The sequence below is a fragment of the Burkholderia paludis genome (genome assembly GCF_000732615.1).
GTDB lineage: Bacteria > Pseudomonadota > Gammaproteobacteria > Burkholderiales > Burkholderiaceae > Burkholderia > Burkholderia paludis.
Genome location: NZ_JPGL01000013.1, coordinates 149,195 through 163,500, shown reverse-complemented (window position 1 = coordinate 163,500; position 14,306 = coordinate 149,195). Strand labels below are relative to the sequence as shown.

At 68.1% G+C, this 14,306-nt stretch carries 15 protein-coding genes; 7 read left to right on the top strand and 8 right to left on the bottom strand.

Annotation, left to right across the window (positions count from 1 at the left end; genetic code table 11):
- Window positions 1–52: 52 nt before the first annotated feature.
- Window positions 53–982 (bottom strand): ornithine carbamoyltransferase, encoded by a 930-nt coding sequence (gene argF, locus GQ56_RS0110015; RefSeq protein WP_031398526.1) that lies wholly within the window; start codon window positions 980–982, stop codon window positions 53–55.
- A 414-nt stretch (window positions 983–1,396) separates the two neighbouring features.
- On the opposite strand from argF, the gene GQ56_RS0110010 reads away from it, so the two are divergent.
- Window positions 1,397–1,717 (top strand): DUF3579 domain-containing protein, encoded by a 321-nt coding sequence (locus tag GQ56_RS0110010; RefSeq protein ID WP_031398525.1) that lies wholly within the window; start codon window positions 1,397–1,399, stop codon window positions 1,715–1,717.
- 151 nt (window positions 1,718–1,868) lie between these two features.
- Here GQ56_RS0110010 and rpsT read toward each other — a convergent pair whose 3' ends face one another.
- On the bottom strand, window positions 1,869–2,141 hold the full coding sequence (rpsT, locus tag GQ56_RS0110005) for a 30S ribosomal protein S20 (RefSeq protein WP_006482211.1): 273 nt from the start codon (window positions 2,139–2,141) through the stop codon (window positions 1,869–1,871).
- 304 nt (window positions 2,142–2,445) lie between these two features.
- Between rpsT and murJ the strand changes: the two genes are divergently transcribed.
- A complete protein-coding gene (murJ, locus tag GQ56_RS0110000; protein ID WP_031398524.1) occupies window positions 2,446–3,996 on the top strand; it encodes a murein biosynthesis integral membrane protein MurJ in 1,551 nt (516 codons plus the stop codon).
- Between the two features lie 8 nt (window positions 3,997–4,004).
- Window positions 4,005–4,847 (top strand): SirB1 family protein, encoded by an 843-nt coding sequence (locus tag GQ56_RS0109995; RefSeq protein ID WP_031398523.1) that lies wholly within the window; start codon window positions 4,005–4,007, stop codon window positions 4,845–4,847.
- 67 nt (window positions 4,848–4,914) lie between these two features.
- Here the strand turns inward: GQ56_RS0109995 and GQ56_RS0109990 are convergent, their stop codons facing one another.
- The 5 genes from GQ56_RS0109990 to lpxK all read right to left on the bottom strand — a co-directional run bounded on the left by GQ56_RS0109990 (window position 4,915) and on the right by lpxK (window position 8,982).
- Window positions 4,915–5,673 carry a 3-hydroxyacyl-CoA dehydrogenase gene (locus GQ56_RS0109990; protein ID WP_031398522.1) on the bottom strand — a complete coding sequence of 253 codons (759 nt, stop codon included), beginning with the start codon at window positions 5,671–5,673 and terminating at the stop codon, window positions 4,915–4,917.
- Window positions 5,674–6,003: 330 nt separating this feature from the next.
- On the bottom strand, window positions 6,004–6,666 hold the full coding sequence (adk, locus tag GQ56_RS0109985) for an adenylate kinase (protein ID WP_031398521.1): 663 nt from the start codon (window positions 6,664–6,666) through the stop codon (window positions 6,004–6,006).
- A 208-nt stretch (window positions 6,667–6,874) separates the two neighbouring features.
- Complete coding sequence (gene kdsB, locus GQ56_RS0109980) at window positions 6,875–7,666, bottom strand: 3-deoxy-manno-octulosonate cytidylyltransferase (RefSeq protein ID WP_031398520.1); 792 nt, start codon at window positions 7,664–7,666, stop codon at window positions 6,875–6,877.
- A gap of 112 nt (window positions 7,667–7,778) precedes the next feature.
- Window positions 7,779–7,973, bottom strand: coding sequence for a Trm112 family protein (locus GQ56_RS0109975; protein WP_010090898.1), 195 nt, complete (start codon window positions 7,971–7,973; stop codon window positions 7,779–7,781).
- Entirely contained in the window at window positions 7,954–8,982 is a 1,029-nt protein-coding gene (gene lpxK / locus GQ56_RS0109970; RefSeq protein WP_031398519.1) for a tetraacyldisaccharide 4'-kinase, read from the bottom strand. Before lpxK ends, GQ56_RS0109975 begins: the two co-directional genes overlap by 20 nt.
- Window positions 8,983–9,432: 450 nt before the next feature.
- On the opposite strand from lpxK, the gene xseA reads away from it, so the two are divergent.
- Together xseA and sodB are read left to right on the top strand one after the other, a co-directional pair.
- Complete coding sequence (xseA, locus tag GQ56_RS0109965; protein ID WP_031398518.1) at window positions 9,433–10,815, top strand: exodeoxyribonuclease VII large subunit; 1,383 nt, start codon at window positions 9,433–9,435, stop codon at window positions 10,813–10,815.
- 224 nt (window positions 10,816–11,039) lie between these two features.
- Complete coding sequence (gene sodB / locus GQ56_RS0109960; protein ID WP_011352986.1) at window positions 11,040–11,618, top strand: superoxide dismutase [Fe]; 579 nt, start codon at window positions 11,040–11,042, stop codon at window positions 11,616–11,618.
- A 291-nt stretch (window positions 11,619–11,909) separates the two neighbouring features.
- On the opposite strand, the gene GQ56_RS0109950 is transcribed toward sodB, so the two are convergent.
- Window positions 11,910–12,617, bottom strand: coding sequence for a Crp/Fnr family transcriptional regulator (locus tag GQ56_RS0109950; protein ID WP_031398517.1), 708 nt, complete (start codon window positions 12,615–12,617; stop codon window positions 11,910–11,912).
- Window positions 12,618–12,698: 81 nt separating this feature from the next.
- On the opposite strand from GQ56_RS0109950, the gene GQ56_RS0109945 reads away from it, so the two are divergent.
- A complete protein-coding gene (locus tag GQ56_RS0109945; protein ID WP_031398516.1) occupies window positions 12,699–13,223 on the top strand; it encodes an Mpo1 family 2-hydroxy fatty acid dioxygenase in 525 nt (174 codons plus the stop codon).
- Entirely contained in the window at window positions 13,216–14,262 is a 1,047-nt protein-coding gene (locus GQ56_RS0109940) for a 2-dehydropantoate 2-reductase (RefSeq protein WP_031398515.1), read from the top strand. Before GQ56_RS0109945 ends, GQ56_RS0109940 begins: the two co-directional genes overlap by 8 nt.
- Window positions 14,263–14,306: the final 44 nt, after the last annotated feature.

Below are 14,306 nucleotides of genomic sequence, written 5' to 3'. Positions count from 1 at the left end.
ATCGACGATCGGCGCTTTTTTTACGCGGGTGCGTTCCGGTGCGGCAGCGGCGTCAGTGCTTGAGACGGCCGAGCAGCAGGAACTCCATCAGCGCCTTCTGCACGTGCAGGCGGTTTTCCGCCTCGTCCCACACGACGCTCTGCGGGCCGTCGATCACGCCGGCCGTCACTTCCTCGCCGCGGTGCGCGGGCAGGCAGTGCATGAACAGCGCATCCGGATTCGCGTGGCCCATCATTTCCTCGTCGACGCACCAGTCGGCGAACGCCTGCTTGCGCGCCTCGTTCTCGGCCTCGAAGCCCATGCTCGTCCACACGTCGGTCGTCACGAGGTCGGCGCCCTTGCAGGCTGCGTTCGGATCGTCGCACACCTCGTAGAACGGCGCGCTGTCGGGCGACACCAGCTTCATGTCGAGCGCATAGCCGGGCGGCGTCGACAGGCGCAGCTTGAAGCCGAGGATCTGCGCGGCTTCGATCCACGTGTAGAGCATGTTGTTCGCGTCGCCGACCCACGCGACGGTCTTGCCGGCGATCGGGCCGCGGTGCTCGTAGTACGTGAAGATGTCGGCGAGCACCTGGCACGGGTGGTATTCGTTCGTCAGCCCGTTGATCACCGGCACGCGGGAATTTTCCGCGAAGCGCTTGATGACCGCCTGCTCGAACGTGCGGATCATGATGATGTCGACCATCCGCGAGATGACCTGCGCGGAATCCTCGACGGGTTCGCCGCGGCCGAGCTGCGTGTCGCGCGTGCTCATGAAGACGGCGTGGCCGCCGAGCTGGAAGATCCCGGCCTCGAACGACAGGCGCGTGCGCGTCGAGCTTTTCTCGAAGATCATCGCGAGCGTGCGGTCGTGCAGCGGGTGATAGGTCTCGTAGTTCTTGAACTTGCGTTTCAGGATACCCGTGCGTTCGAGCACGTACTCGTAGTCTTCCAGCGAGAAATCCTTGAACTGCAGGTAGTGACGAATGGTTTTGGCGGTCATGAAACGGGATGCGGCGGGTTTCACCCGGCAGCAAGGCCGGACGGCGCCGCCGTCGGGTGTGGATAACTCAAAGCAGCATAAAGGATTTTCTGTGCTTTGACGAGCCGCGAAGGAAAACGGGGCGTGATCGTCGCGCACGGCGTGCGGTGCAGGCGGAGGGGGCTCGTGACGACGTGCGATGGCGCGCTGCGGTATAATTCAAAAGTTTTCTTCAGCCCGGCAGGCAAGCCTCCTCGCGCTCTGCCGGACACAAGCCGTGCGCTGCACAAATCCTGTGCGGCACAACGGCGGCGCGCTTCGACGTCCTGTTTTCGGGATATCTGATGGCGGGTTGCCGTCGTTCATTCCAGCTTTGTGTTTGCGTATCCAGGCGCCGTCGCCTGGGCATGGCCGGGCCGTCACTTGGGTAACCACATGGCTGAAACCCCTCCGACCGAATTCTTCATCCAGGGCATTACGAAAGACGGGAAAAAGTTTCGCCCGAGCGACTGGTCGGAACGTCTGGCCGGTGTGATGGCCTGCTTCGGGCCGGGGGCAAGCGGCCCGAATGCGCGTCTCAAGTACTCGCTGTACGTGCGCCCGACGATGCTCGGCGACCTGAAATGCGTGATCCTCGATTCAAGGCTGCGCGAGATCGAACCGATGGCTTTCGATTTCGTGCTGAATTTCGCGAAGGACAACAACCTCGTCGTTACCGAGGCGTGCGAGTTGCCGGACTACGACGCGAAGAAGTGATGCCGGGCGAGGGCGCATGCCGCGCCCCTCCGGCCGATGCCGTCGCCGCCGCGCGTGATGCGTGGGCGACAGGCAACAAAAAAGCCCGCCTAGGCGGGCTTTTTTGCGATCGCAGGAAACAGGAACGCCCGCGCGAGCGGGCGCACCGGATTTACGCTGCTGCCTGCAGACCCTTGACGGCTGCGGCCAGGCGGCTCTTGCTGCGAGCGGCCTTGTTCTTGTGAACGATCTTCTTGTCGGCGATCGTGTCGATCGTCTTCACGGCAGCCTTGAACAGCTCGGCAGCCTTTGCCTGGTCGCCGGCTTCAACAGCCTTGCGAACCGACTTGATCGCGGTACGGAATTTCGAGCGCAGCGCCGAGTTGTGCGAGTTTGCCTTCGCGGCCTGGCGGGCGCGCTTGCGTGCTTGTGCGGAGTTAGCCATGACGGTTCCTTATCCTGTCCTGTTTCCAGAGCTTGGAGCCTGACGGCCAAGCGCTGCTTTTCGATCCGTCCCCTGAGAACGATTGCCCAGGGGCGCATAAAAAAACGGTGATTTTAACCGAGGCCGGGACATGAAAACGGCAGTTGCCGTGCATGTACGAGCCCAGAAACCGGCGATTATAGCAACAAAATCAAGCGCGTGGCAAGTTCAACGTGATGCCCGCCGGGCGGGGCGCCGGCGACGTGCGCGCTTTTCGGCATCGGCCGCTGGTCGGGCCACGCAACGTCCGTATAATAAGCGCCCCATGAATCTATTCCGAGCCCTGCTGACGGTCAGCGGCTTCACGCTGCTGTCGCGCGTGACCGGACTGGCCCGCGAGACGCTGATCGCCCGTGCGTTCGGTGCCAGTCAATATACCGACGCGTTCTACGTCGCCTTCCGCATTCCGAACCTGCTGCGTCGCCTGTCCGCGGAAGGCGCGTTCTCGCAGGCGTTCGTGCCGATCCTCGCCGAGTTCAAGAACCAGCAGGGGCACGATGCGACGAAGGCGCTCGTCGACGCGATGTCGACCGTGCTGGCCTGGGCGCTTGCCGCGCTGTCGGTCCTCGGGATCGCCGGTGCGTCCTGGGTCGTGTTCGCGGTCGCGTCCGGCCTGCACACCGACGGCCAGGCGTTCCCGCTCGCGGTCACGATGACGCAGATCATGTTCCCGTACATCGTGTTCATCTCGCTGACGACGCTCGCCTCCGGCGTGCTGAACACCTACAAGAGCTTCTCGCTGCCCGCGTTCGCGCCGGTGCTGCTCAACGTCGCGTTCATCGCCGCGGCCGTGTTCGTCGCGCCGCACCTGAAGGTCCCGGTGTTCGCGCTCGCGTGGGCGGTCATCGTCGGCGGCGTGCTGCAGTTCCTCGTGCAGCTGCCGGGCCTGAAGAAGATCGACATGGTGCCGCTGATCGGCCTCAACCCGCTGCGCGCGCTGCGTCACCCGGGCGTGAAGCGCGTGCTCGCGAAGATGGTGCCCGCGACGTTCGCCGTGTCGGTCGCGCAGCTGTCGCTGATCATCAACACCAACATCGCGTCGCGGCTCGGGCAGGGCGCCGTGTCGTGGATCAACTACGCCGACCGGCTGATGGAATTCCCGACGGCGCTGCTCGGCGTCGCGCTCGGCACAATCCTGCTGCCGAGCCTGTCGAAGGCGCACGTCGACGCCGATTCGCATGAATATTCGGCGCTGCTCGACTGGGGCCTGCGCGTCACGTTCCTGCTCGCGGCGCCGAGCGCGCTCGCGCTGTTCTTCTTCGCGACGCCGCTTACCGCCACCCTCTTCAACTACGGCAAGTTCGACGCGCACACCGTCACGATGGTCGCGCGCGCGCTCGCGACCTACGGGATCGGGCTGGTCGGCATCATCCTGATCAAGATCCTCGCGCCGGGCTTCTATGCGAAGCAGGACATCAAGACGCCGGTGAAGATCGCGATCGGCGTGCTGATCGTCACGCAGATCTCGAACTACGTGTTCGTGCCGCTGATCGGCCACGCGGGCCTGACGCTGAGCATCGGCGTCGGCGCGTGCCTGAACTCGCTGCTGCTGTTCATCGGGCTGCGCAAGCGCGGCATCTACCAGCCGTCGCCGGGCTGGCTGCGCTTCTTCGTGCAGCTGATCGGCGCGACGCTGGTGCTCGCGGGCCTGATGCACTGGCTGTCGATCAGCTTCGACTGGACCGGGATGCGCGCGCAGCCGCTCGATCGCATTGCGCTGATGGGCGCGTGCCTCGTGCTGTTCGCTGCACTATATTTCGGTATGTTGTGGGTGATGGGCTTCAAATACGCTTACTTCAGAAGGCGCGCCAAGTGACGACCGCAATGACCCGCGTCCTCGACTACTTCAGCACGCTCGTGGCGGACGACGACAGCCTGCCCGTCACGGAGGCCGCGCTGTCGCTGGCGCAGGACGCGTATCCCGACCTCGACCTGCAGGGTACGCTGGCCGAACTCGACATGCTGGCGGCGCGGCTGCGCCGGCGGCTCGCCGACGATGCGGACCTGAAGGGCCGCGTCGTCGCGCTGAACGACTTCTTCTTCCGCGAGCTCGGCTTCGCGTGCAACCACAACGACTATTACGACCCCGATAACAGCCACCTGAACGCCGTGCTGAAGCGGCGGCGCGGGATCCCGATCTCGCTGTCGGTGCTGTACCTGGAACTCGCCGAGCAGATCGGCGTGCCGGCGCGCGGCGTATCGTTCCCGGGCCACTTCCTGTTGCGCGTCACGCTGCCGGACGGCGACCTGATCATCGATCCGGCCAACGGCCATTCGCTGTCCGAGGCGGAGATGGTCGAGATGCTCGAGCCGTATGTCGCGCGCGCGGCCGGCGCGGTCGACAGCGCATTGCGCGCGTTGCTGCAGCCGGCGGCGAGCCGCGAGATCATCGCGCGGATGCTGCGCAACCTGAAGACGATCTATCTTCAGACGGAGCGCTGGCAGCGGCTGCTGGCCGTGCAGCAGCGGCTCGTGATCCTGCTGCCCGAGCAGCTCGACGAGGTTCGCGACCGCGGTTTCGCCTATGCGCGGCTCGACTACCTGCGCCCCGCGCTCGAGGATCTCGAACAGTATCTCGGCGAGCGGCCGGATGCGGACGACGCGACCGTCGTCGAGTCGCAGGTGAGCGAATTGCGGCAGCGGATGCAGCGGGACGGCGAGGACTGAGCCGTCGCGGTCCTGCCGCCTTCCGGATGAAAAAGCGCCCGCGGTTGCGGGCGTTTTTTATTTGCGCTTATTTCGGCTGCATCCGGATCGCGCCGTCGAGGCGGATCACTTCGCCGTTGAGCATCGGATTCTCGACGATCTGGCGCACCAGCAGCGCGTATTCGGCCGGTTTGCCGAGTCGCGGCGGGAACGGCACCATTGCGCCGAGCGCGTCCTGGACGTCTTTCGGCATGCCGAGCAGCATCGGCGTTTCGAACAGGCCGGGCGCGATCGTCATCACGCGGATGCCGCTGCGCGACAGGTCGCGAGCGATCGGCAGCGTCATGCCCGCGACGCCGGCTTTCGACGCTGCGTACGCGGCCTGGCCGATCTGTCCGTCGAATGCGGCGACCGACGCGGTGCTGACGATCACGCCGCGTTCGCCTTCCTCGGTCGGTGCGTTGGCGGCCATTGCGGCGGCTGCGAGCCGGATCATGTTGAAGGTGCCGACGAGGTTCACGTTGATCGTCCGGGCGAACGCGTCGAGCGGATGCGCGCCGTCCTTGCCGACGGTCTTCGCGGCGAGCGCGATGCCGGCGCAGTTGACCAGGCCGCGCAGCGTGCCTGCGTGCGTTGCCGTGTCGACGGCCGTCCGGGCGTCGGTTTCGCTCGACACGTCGCAGTGCACGAAGGCGCCGCCCAGTTCGGATGCGAGCGCGGTGCCGGCCGTATCGTTCAGGTCGGCGAGCACGACCTTGCCGCCAGCCTGCGCGATCATCCGCGCCGTGCCGGCGCCGAGGCCCGATGCGCCGCCGGTGATCAGAAACACGTTGCCGCGAATATCCATCACTGTCTCCGTGTCGACCGCCCTTGGCGCTTCAGCGCCTAGGGAGGTCCCATGCAACGCGGTCGACCGCCCTTGGCGCTTCAGCGCCTGGGGAGGTCCCATGCAACGCGGTCGACCACCCTTGGCGCTAGCGCCCGGGAAGGTCCCATGCAACGCGCTCGCGCGCCAAGGCTGAAACGCCGGCGCGCCGGTCGTCGCCGCAGTACACGTGTGCAGCCGATTGTACGGGGCGCCATCGTGCAGCAGGTACGAAAAACGATCGTACGACAACCGGCCGGGCAAAAAAAAGCCGCCCGGCGAGGGCGGCTTGCGGGTGCGCGACGCGGTTGCTTACTTCAGCGCGTCAAACGCGCGCTCGCGGATTTCCTCGACGCTGCCGAGGCCCGAGATCTTGCGATACTGCGGCGCCTTCAGGCCGTTTTCCTCGCCGCGCTGCGCCCAGTCGCCGTAGTACGTGATCAGCGGCTTGGTCTGCGCTTCGTACACTTCGAGACGCTTCTTGACGGTTTCTTCCTTGTCGTCGTCGCGCTGGATCAGCGGTTCGCCCGTCACGTCGTCATGGCCGTCGACCTTCGGCGGGTTGAACTTGACGTGGTACGTGCGGCCCGATGCCGGGTGCGTGCGGCGACCGCTCATGCGCTCGATGATTTCGGAGAACGGGACGTCGATCTCGAGCACGTAGTCGATCGCGACGCCGGCTTCCTTCATGGCGTCGGCCTGCGCGATCGTGCGCGGGAAACCGTCGAACAGATAGCCGTTCGCACAGTCGGCGTCCTTCAGGCGTTCCTTGACGAGGCCGATGATCAGGTCGTCCGTCACGAGCTTGCCTTCGTCCATGAAGCGCTTCGCTTCGATACCGAGCGGCGTGCCGGCCTTTACGGCCGCGCGCAGCATGTCGCCGGTCGAGATTTGCGGGATGCCGAATTTTTCCTTGATGAAGTTTGCCTGGGTGCCCTTTCCCGCGCCGGGCGCGCCCAACAGAATCAAACGCATGGTGATATCTCCGAGTATGTAGATTCCTGTGGCGAGCCCTGAAGGCATCGGCGACGGCGGACGTGGCGCTTGCCTGGCGCGCGGCGGGCCGGTCTGATGCGACGCGTCGGCTGTGGCGACGCGCGGCTGCCGGCAGGGCCGCGGGCGGGGTCAAGCGAGGACGCGCTGGTCGCGGACGGCTCGCACAATCGCCTGATTATGCCACGGGTTATTTTGAACCCGGCCGAAAAAGGGCCTGCACGCGCGCGAGATCCGCTGGCGTGTCGATACCGGCTTCGGGCGCGGACTCGGTGATCAGCACCGCGATGCGCTCGCCGTGCCACAGCGCGCGCAGCTGTTCGAGCTGCTCGGCCTGTTCGATCGGCGCTTGCGCGAGCGTCGGGTACGTGCGCAGGAAACGCGCGCGATACGCATAGAGGCCGATGTGCCGGTAGACCGGGAAAGCCGGCGCCGGCATGGCCGCGACGTCGGGCCAGTGCGGCTGGTATGCGTCGCGGCTCCACGGAATCGGCGCGCGCGAAAAGTACAGCGCGACGCTCTGCGCGTCGAGCGCGACCTTCACGACGTTCGGGTTGAATACGTCGGCCGCGTCGTGGATCGGGTGGGCGGCCGTCGCGATCGCGCAGGCCGGGTGCGCGGCCAGGTGCGACGCTACGTCGCGCACGAGCACGGGGTCGATCAGCGGTTCGTCGCCCTGAACATTGACGACGACGGTGTCGTCGCTCCACCCGAAGGTCGCCGCGACTTCCGCGAGCCGGTCGGTGCCGGACGGATGGTCGGCTCGCGTCAGCACCGCTTCGAAGCCGTGATCGCGCGCCGCATCGAGCACGCTTTGCGCGTCGGATGCGACGAGCACCTGTTGCGCGCCCGCTTCGCGCGCGCGCTCGGCGACGCGCACGACCATCGGCTTGCCGCCGAGATCGGCGAGCGGCTTGTTCGGGAGTCGCGTCGACGCGAGCCGTGCGGGGATGACGGCGATGAAGGGTTGCGGGCGGGTCATCGGGGAGGTGCGGTGAGAAGAACGGAGCAGGCGGCGTGTCCCGGGTCGGTCGCCGCGCGGGGTTGGGCGCCCCGCCGCGGGCCGGCCACGGCCGGGCGGGGCGTCGAGCCGGTCAGCGGCCGGCCGGGTCGACCGGCGTGCCTTCGACGGTCTGGCGCGCTTCGTCGACCAGCATCACGGGAATGCCGTCGCGAATCGGGTAGGCGAGCTTGTCCGCGTTGCAGATCAGCTCCTGCGCGGCGCGGTCATAGTGGAGCGGGCCTTTGCAGATAGGGCACACAAGGATTTCAAGCAGGCGAGCGTCCACGGAGTTTCTCCACAACGAGGGCAATGAGGCGAGGGTCGAGCGCGGCTTCGACGGGGACGACCCACAGTCGAGCGTCGCGCCAGGAAGCGCCCAATTTTACTGCATCCTTCTCGGTGATCAGGATCGCATCGACGGCGTCGTCGACGAACGGGTTGTCGGCGAACGCGTAGTGGTCGGGCAATGCGCGCGTCGCGGGTGCGAGGCCGGCCGCGCGCAGCGTCGCGAAAAAGCGTTCCGGCGCGCCGATGCCGGCCGCGGCGAGCACGCGCTCGTTCGCGAATTGCGACAGCGGGCGGCGCAGCGCGGGCTGGTCGAGGTGCCATGCGGCGCCCGGCGTGAGCGTCAGCGAGTAGGTGTCGGGCCACGGCGGCAGCGCGCCGCTGTACGGATCGTTGACGAGCGTGGCGTCGCGGCGCCGCGACAGCGGCTCGCGCAGCGGCCCGGCCGGCAGCAGGAAGCCGTTGCCGCCGAGCCGGTGGTCGAACACGACGAGCTCGACCGTGCGGGAGAGGCGGTAGTGCTGCAGGCCGTCGTCGCTGACGATCACGTCGACGTCCGGATGTGCGGCGCACAACGCCTGCGCGGCCGCGACGCGATCGGGGCATACCCAGACGGGCGCGCCGGTGCGGCGTGCGATCAGCAGCGGCTCGTCGCCGGCCGCACTCGCGCGCGACGCGGGCGTGACGGCAAGCGGCGCCGTCACGTTCGCGCCGTAGCCGCGCGACACGATGCCGGGCGTGAAGCCGGCCGCCCGCAACGCATCCACGAGCGCGATCACGGTGGGCGTCTTGCCGGTGCCGCCGACGGTCACGTTGCCGACCACGACGACGGGCACGCCGACATCGACCGGCTGCTTCCAGCCCTGCGCGTAGGCGGTGCGCCGCAGCGCCGCGCACAGGCCGAACACGCACGCGAACGGCGTCAGCGCCCACGCGAGCGCGCCGCGGCGCTGCCATTCGCGTGTCAGGCGCGCTTCGAGCCGGGCGAGCGGGCCGCCGGGCGCGCTCATCGGGCCGGGCGCGGCGCGTCGTGCGCCGCGGCGTGGGACGGATTCGTCAAGGCGGATTCTCCGGTGGGTGGTACATGCCGCAGGGGCTGCGGAAGGCGGCACTCTAGCGCGCCGCGGGCGAACGCGGCAAGCGGGCCCGGTCGCGGCGGTTCGAGGGGCCGGATCGAGGCGGACTGTGGATAACTCTGTGAAGAACTCCGCGCGGGATTGAGTCGAACGCCCGCCGGGCGGGCCTCGAATCGGATGAGAATCGTTCCGAAAGATTTAAAAATATATAAAAATCAATGCGTTATCGGGAATCGTCTGGGTTTTTCAGCGGTTTTCGCGCGTTTCAGAAGGACGATTGCCAGAGTGTGGACACCTTCTGCGCATCGCGCCGAATGCGGCCGGCGCTGGACGCCGCGCGCGCGTCGGACTATCGTGTCGCCGCCAGCATTCATCCGACCGTCCATGCTCTCCGACTCTCCTTTTGCCGCACCGGGCGCGACCCGCGGCGGCGACGAAGTGATTCCCGTCTCGTCGCTCAATCGCGCGATTTCGACGATGCTCGAGCGCTCGTTTCCGCTGTTGTGGATCTCGGGCGAAGTGTCGAACTTCACGCGTGCCGCCAGCGGCCACTGGTATTTCTCGATCAAGGATCAGCAGGCGCAGATGCGCTGCGTGATGTTCCGCGGCCGCGCCCAGTACGCGGAGTTCACGCCGCGCGAAGGCGACCGGATCGAGGTGCGCGCGGTCGTCACGATGTACGAGCCGCGCGGCGAAGTGCAACTCAACGTCGAGGCCGTGCGGCGCACCGGGCAGGGGCGCCTGTACGAGGCATTCCTGCGGCTGAAGGCGCAGCTCGAGGGCGAGGGGCTTTTTGCCGCCGAGCGCAAGCGGCCGCTGCCGGCCCACCCGCGCGCGATCGGCATCGTCACGTCGTTGCAGGCCGCCGCGCTGCGCGACGTGCTGACCACGATCGCCCGCCGTGCGCCGCACATTCCGGTGATCGTCTATCCGGCGCCCGTGCAGGGCGCCGGTTCCGCCGAAAAGCTCGTCGCGGCCGTGGAGACCGCGAATGCGCGCCGCGAGGTCGACGTGCTGCTGGTGTGCCGCGGCGGCGGCTCGATCGAGGATCTGTGGTCGTTCAACGACGAAGCGCTGGCGCGCGCGATCGCGGCGAGCGCGTTGCCGGTCGTCAGCGGCGTCGGCCATGAAACCGATTTCACGATCGCGGATTTCGCGGCGGACGTGCGTGCGCCGACGCCTACCGGCGCGGCCGAACTCGCGAGTCCGCAGCGCGCGCTGCTGCTGCGCGAGGTTGACGATCGCCGGCGTGCGCTCGCGCGCGGCATGGCGCGCCGGCTCGAACAGCGCGCGCAGCAGCTCGACTGGCTTGCGCGCCGGCTCGTGAGTCCGGCCGAGCGGCTGCAGCGGCAGCGTACGCACATCGAGCAGCTCGCGGTGCGGCTGGCTTCGGCGGCGTCGCGGCCGGTGCGCGACGCACGCGCGCGCTTCGCGCTCGCGCAATTGCGCTGGCAGCGCGCGCGGCCCGATCCGTCACGGGCGCAGCAGGCGCTCGCGGGGTTGTCGCAACGTCTCGCGCTGGCCTTGCAGCGCCGTCACGAGCGTGACACGGCCCGCGTATCGGCCTGTGCGGCACGGCTCGAAGTGTTGAGTCCGCAGCGCACGCTCGAGCGTGGCTATGCGGCGCTGATCGACGCCCAGACGGGCCGCGCGGTGCGCACGCCGAACGCGCTGAAGCCGCAGCGGCGCCTGACCGTGCATCTCGCCGAAGGCTCGGCCGACGTGTCGCTTGCCGACGTGCAGCCGCGGCTGAGCGATACGATCTGACGCAACCGGCGCAAGCGAAGCGACGGGACGAAACCGGCGTCCCGGGAAGCTGAACGCATGCGGTGCAGCGCCGGCTCGCGTGGCCGGACGTTGCGCAAACGCCGCTTTGCCGCATACCGCGGATAAATGGCCCGTGAGTTTGCGGGGTTATTCGTCCTCGCCTACAATCGGACGCTCGGCAGCATCCAACACAGCCCCCCTACATACTCAACGAAGGAATTGCCATGGCTCATACGCTCCCGCCGCTCCCGTACGCTGAAGACGCGCTCGCGCCGACCATCTCGCTCGAGACGATCCAGTACCACTACGGCAAGCACCATCAGGCTTATGTGACGAACCTGAACAATCTGATCCCGGGCACGGAATTCGAAAACCTGTCGCTGGAAGAGATCGTCAAGAAGTCGTCGGGCGGCATCTTCAACAACGCCGCGCAAATCTGGAACCACACGTTCTTCTGGAACAGCCTGTCGCCGAACGGCGGCGGCGCACCGACGGGCGCGCTGGGCGACGCGATCAACGCGAAGTGGGGTTCGTACGACGCGTTCAAGGAAGCGTTCACGAAGGCCGCGGTCGGCACGTTCGGTTCGGGCTGGGCATGGCTCGTGAAGAAGGCCGACGGTTCGCTCGACATCGTGTCGACGAGCAACGCAGCGACGCCGCTGACGACCGCCGACAAGGCACTGCTGACGATCGACGTGTGGGAACACGCGTACTACATCGACTACCGCAACGCACGTCCGAAGTTCGTCGAAGCGTTCTGGAACATCGTGAACTGGGACTTCGCAGCGAAGAACTTCGCGTAAGGTCCGGCGCCAGCGCGCCGCCATGGCGCGCGGCACCCCACGAAAAGCCCTCGTTTCGAGGGCTTTTTGTTTTTGTCCCGCGGGAAAGTACCGCGTTTGCCGGGGCGCGCGACCATGCCGGGCATCCGGCCGCGCGTCGCGCTTGCGATCGCGACGGCCCAGGGCGGCGTGCGCCGGAACGCCCGGGCGAGCGACACCGGCTACGGATGACGGGAACGGGCGGGGGCGGCTAACGGATTCAACACGCGACGCGGAGCGGACGGACGAGTCGCCGCGATCGCGCCACGCCGTTCAGTGCGCCCCGTCGCCGAGCCCGCTTGCCTGCCGCAGCGCGTCGATGTCGACGAGTTCGATCTCGCCGACATGCAGCCGCACGACGCCGTCGGCCTGCAGCGCCTTCAGCAACTGGTTGGTGGTCTGCCGCGTCAGCGACAGCATCGACGCGAGCGTTTCCTGCGACAGCCGCACGCGCGTGCGCCCGGCGCTGATGCCGCCGTAGCCTTCGGCGATCATCAGCAGGCGCGCGGCGAGCCGCTGCGCGGCCGGCATCACGCTCATCGCCTCGACGGTCAGGAAGCTCAGGCGCAGCTTCTGCGCCATCAGCAGCGCGAACTGCCGCCAGTATTGGGGCGTCGCGTCGAGGATCGCGAGCAGCGCGGCCTGCGGGATGTGCAGCAGCAGCGCGTCGTCGAGCGCGATCGCGTCGTGCGTGCGCGGCTGGCCGTCGAACAGCGCGATCTCGCCGAACCAGGTGACGGGTTCGGCCACCGTCAGCAGCGCCTCCTTGCCCTGCGGGTCGACCGCGCCTATCGTGAGTGAACCGGCCAGCACCGCGTACAGCCCGCACGGCGGGTCGCCGCGCCGGAACAGCGCGTGGCCGGCCGGCAGCCGGCGCAGCGCCGCACGCGCGAGCAGATCCGCGCGCAACGCGGCCGGCAGCGCCGCGAACCACGGGTTCGCTTCGATCTGCGGCAGATACGGGGCGAGCGAAGAGGGCATGGGCACGCGATGTCGGGTAGCTGACAGAGGTTCTGGGGCGTGACGCGCATCATAGCGCTCAACGACCGACCAGGAGACGCCATGAAGACGCTCGAAGACCATCTTTCCCAGTATGCGGCCTACCATCGCGACGCGCGCAACATCGCGACGCACCTGGTCGGCATTCCGATGATCGTGTTCGCGGTCGAGGTGCTGCTGTCGAGGCCGGTGGTCGGGATGGTGTCCGGCATCGCGCTGTCGCCGGCGCTGCTGCTTGCCGTCGTGTCCGTGCTGTTCTACCTGCGTCTCGACCGGCGTTTCGGGGTCGTGATGGCCGCGCTGTTCGCGCTCGGCCTATGGGCCGCGCAGGCGCTGGCATTGCTGCCGACCGCGCAATGGCTAGGCGTCGGCATCGGTGCGTTCGTCGTCGGCTGGATCGTGCAGTTCGTCGGGCACTGGTTCGAGGGGCGCAAGCCCGCGTTCGTCGACGATCTGGTCGGCTTGATCGTCGGGCCGCTGTTCGTCGTCGCCGAAGTCGCGTTCTTCGCGGGGTTGCGTGGCGACGTGCGCCGCGAGGTCGAGCGCCGGGCCGGGCCCGTGCACGGCGGCGCGCACTCGCATGTCTGACGCGCCGGTCTGCGTGATCGGCGCGGGCGCCGTCGGTTGTTATCTCGGCGGCCGGCTCGCGGCCGCCGGCGCGAATGTGACGCTGGTCGGCCGGGCGCGGATTGGTGATGCGATCCATCGACACGGGCTCACGCTGACCGATCAGCACGGTTATCGCGCGACGCTCGCGCCGGCCGATGTCGTGTTCACGACGGATCCCGCCGCCGCGGCCGCCGCGCGGCTCGTGCTCGTCGCGGTGAAATCGGCCGCGACCCGCGACGCCGCCGCGCAACTGGCCGGCGTGCTGCGTCCGGGTACGGTCGTGGTCAGCTTCCAGAACGGCCTGCACAATGCCGACCTGCTGCGCGACGCGCTGCCGCAAGCGACCGTGCTGGCCGGCATGGTGCCGTTCAACGTGATCGAGCGCGGGCCCGGCGCGTTTCACCAGGGTTCGGCGGGCGCGCTCGCGGCCGCTGCGTCGCCCGCGCTGCAGCCGTTCGCCGATGCATTCGCGCGCGCCGGGCTGCCGCTCGCGCTGCATCGCGACATGCCGGCCGTGCAGTGGGCGAAGCTGCTGCTCAACCTGAACAACGCGATCAACGCACTCGCGAACCTGCCGCTGCGCGACGAACTCGCGCAACGCGCGTACCGGCGCTGCGTCGCGCTCGCCCAGCGCGAAGCGCTGCACTGGCTCGCACGGGCCGCGATTCGCCCCGCGCGGCTGACACCGCTGCCGGCCGCGTGGATTCCGGCCGTGCTCGACCTGCCCGATGGCGCGTTTCGCGTGCTCGGCGGCCGGATGCTCGCGATCGATCCGCTCGCGCGTTCGTCGATGTCCGACGATCTCGCGGCGCACCGGGCGACGGAGATCGAGTGGATCAACGGCGAGGTCGTGCGGCTGGCCGAACGCTTCGGCGGCCAGGCGCCCGTCAACGCGCGACTGTGCGCGCTCGTCCACGATGCGGAAGGCGCCCAGGCCCGCCCGGCGTGGCGCGGCGATGCGCTATGGGCCGAGTTGGCCGCGCAGGCGCCGCGTGCCGACGCCGTGCGCCCGGCGTAGCGAGGCTTCGCGCGGGGCCTCGCCGCACGGGCCGGCCGTGACGC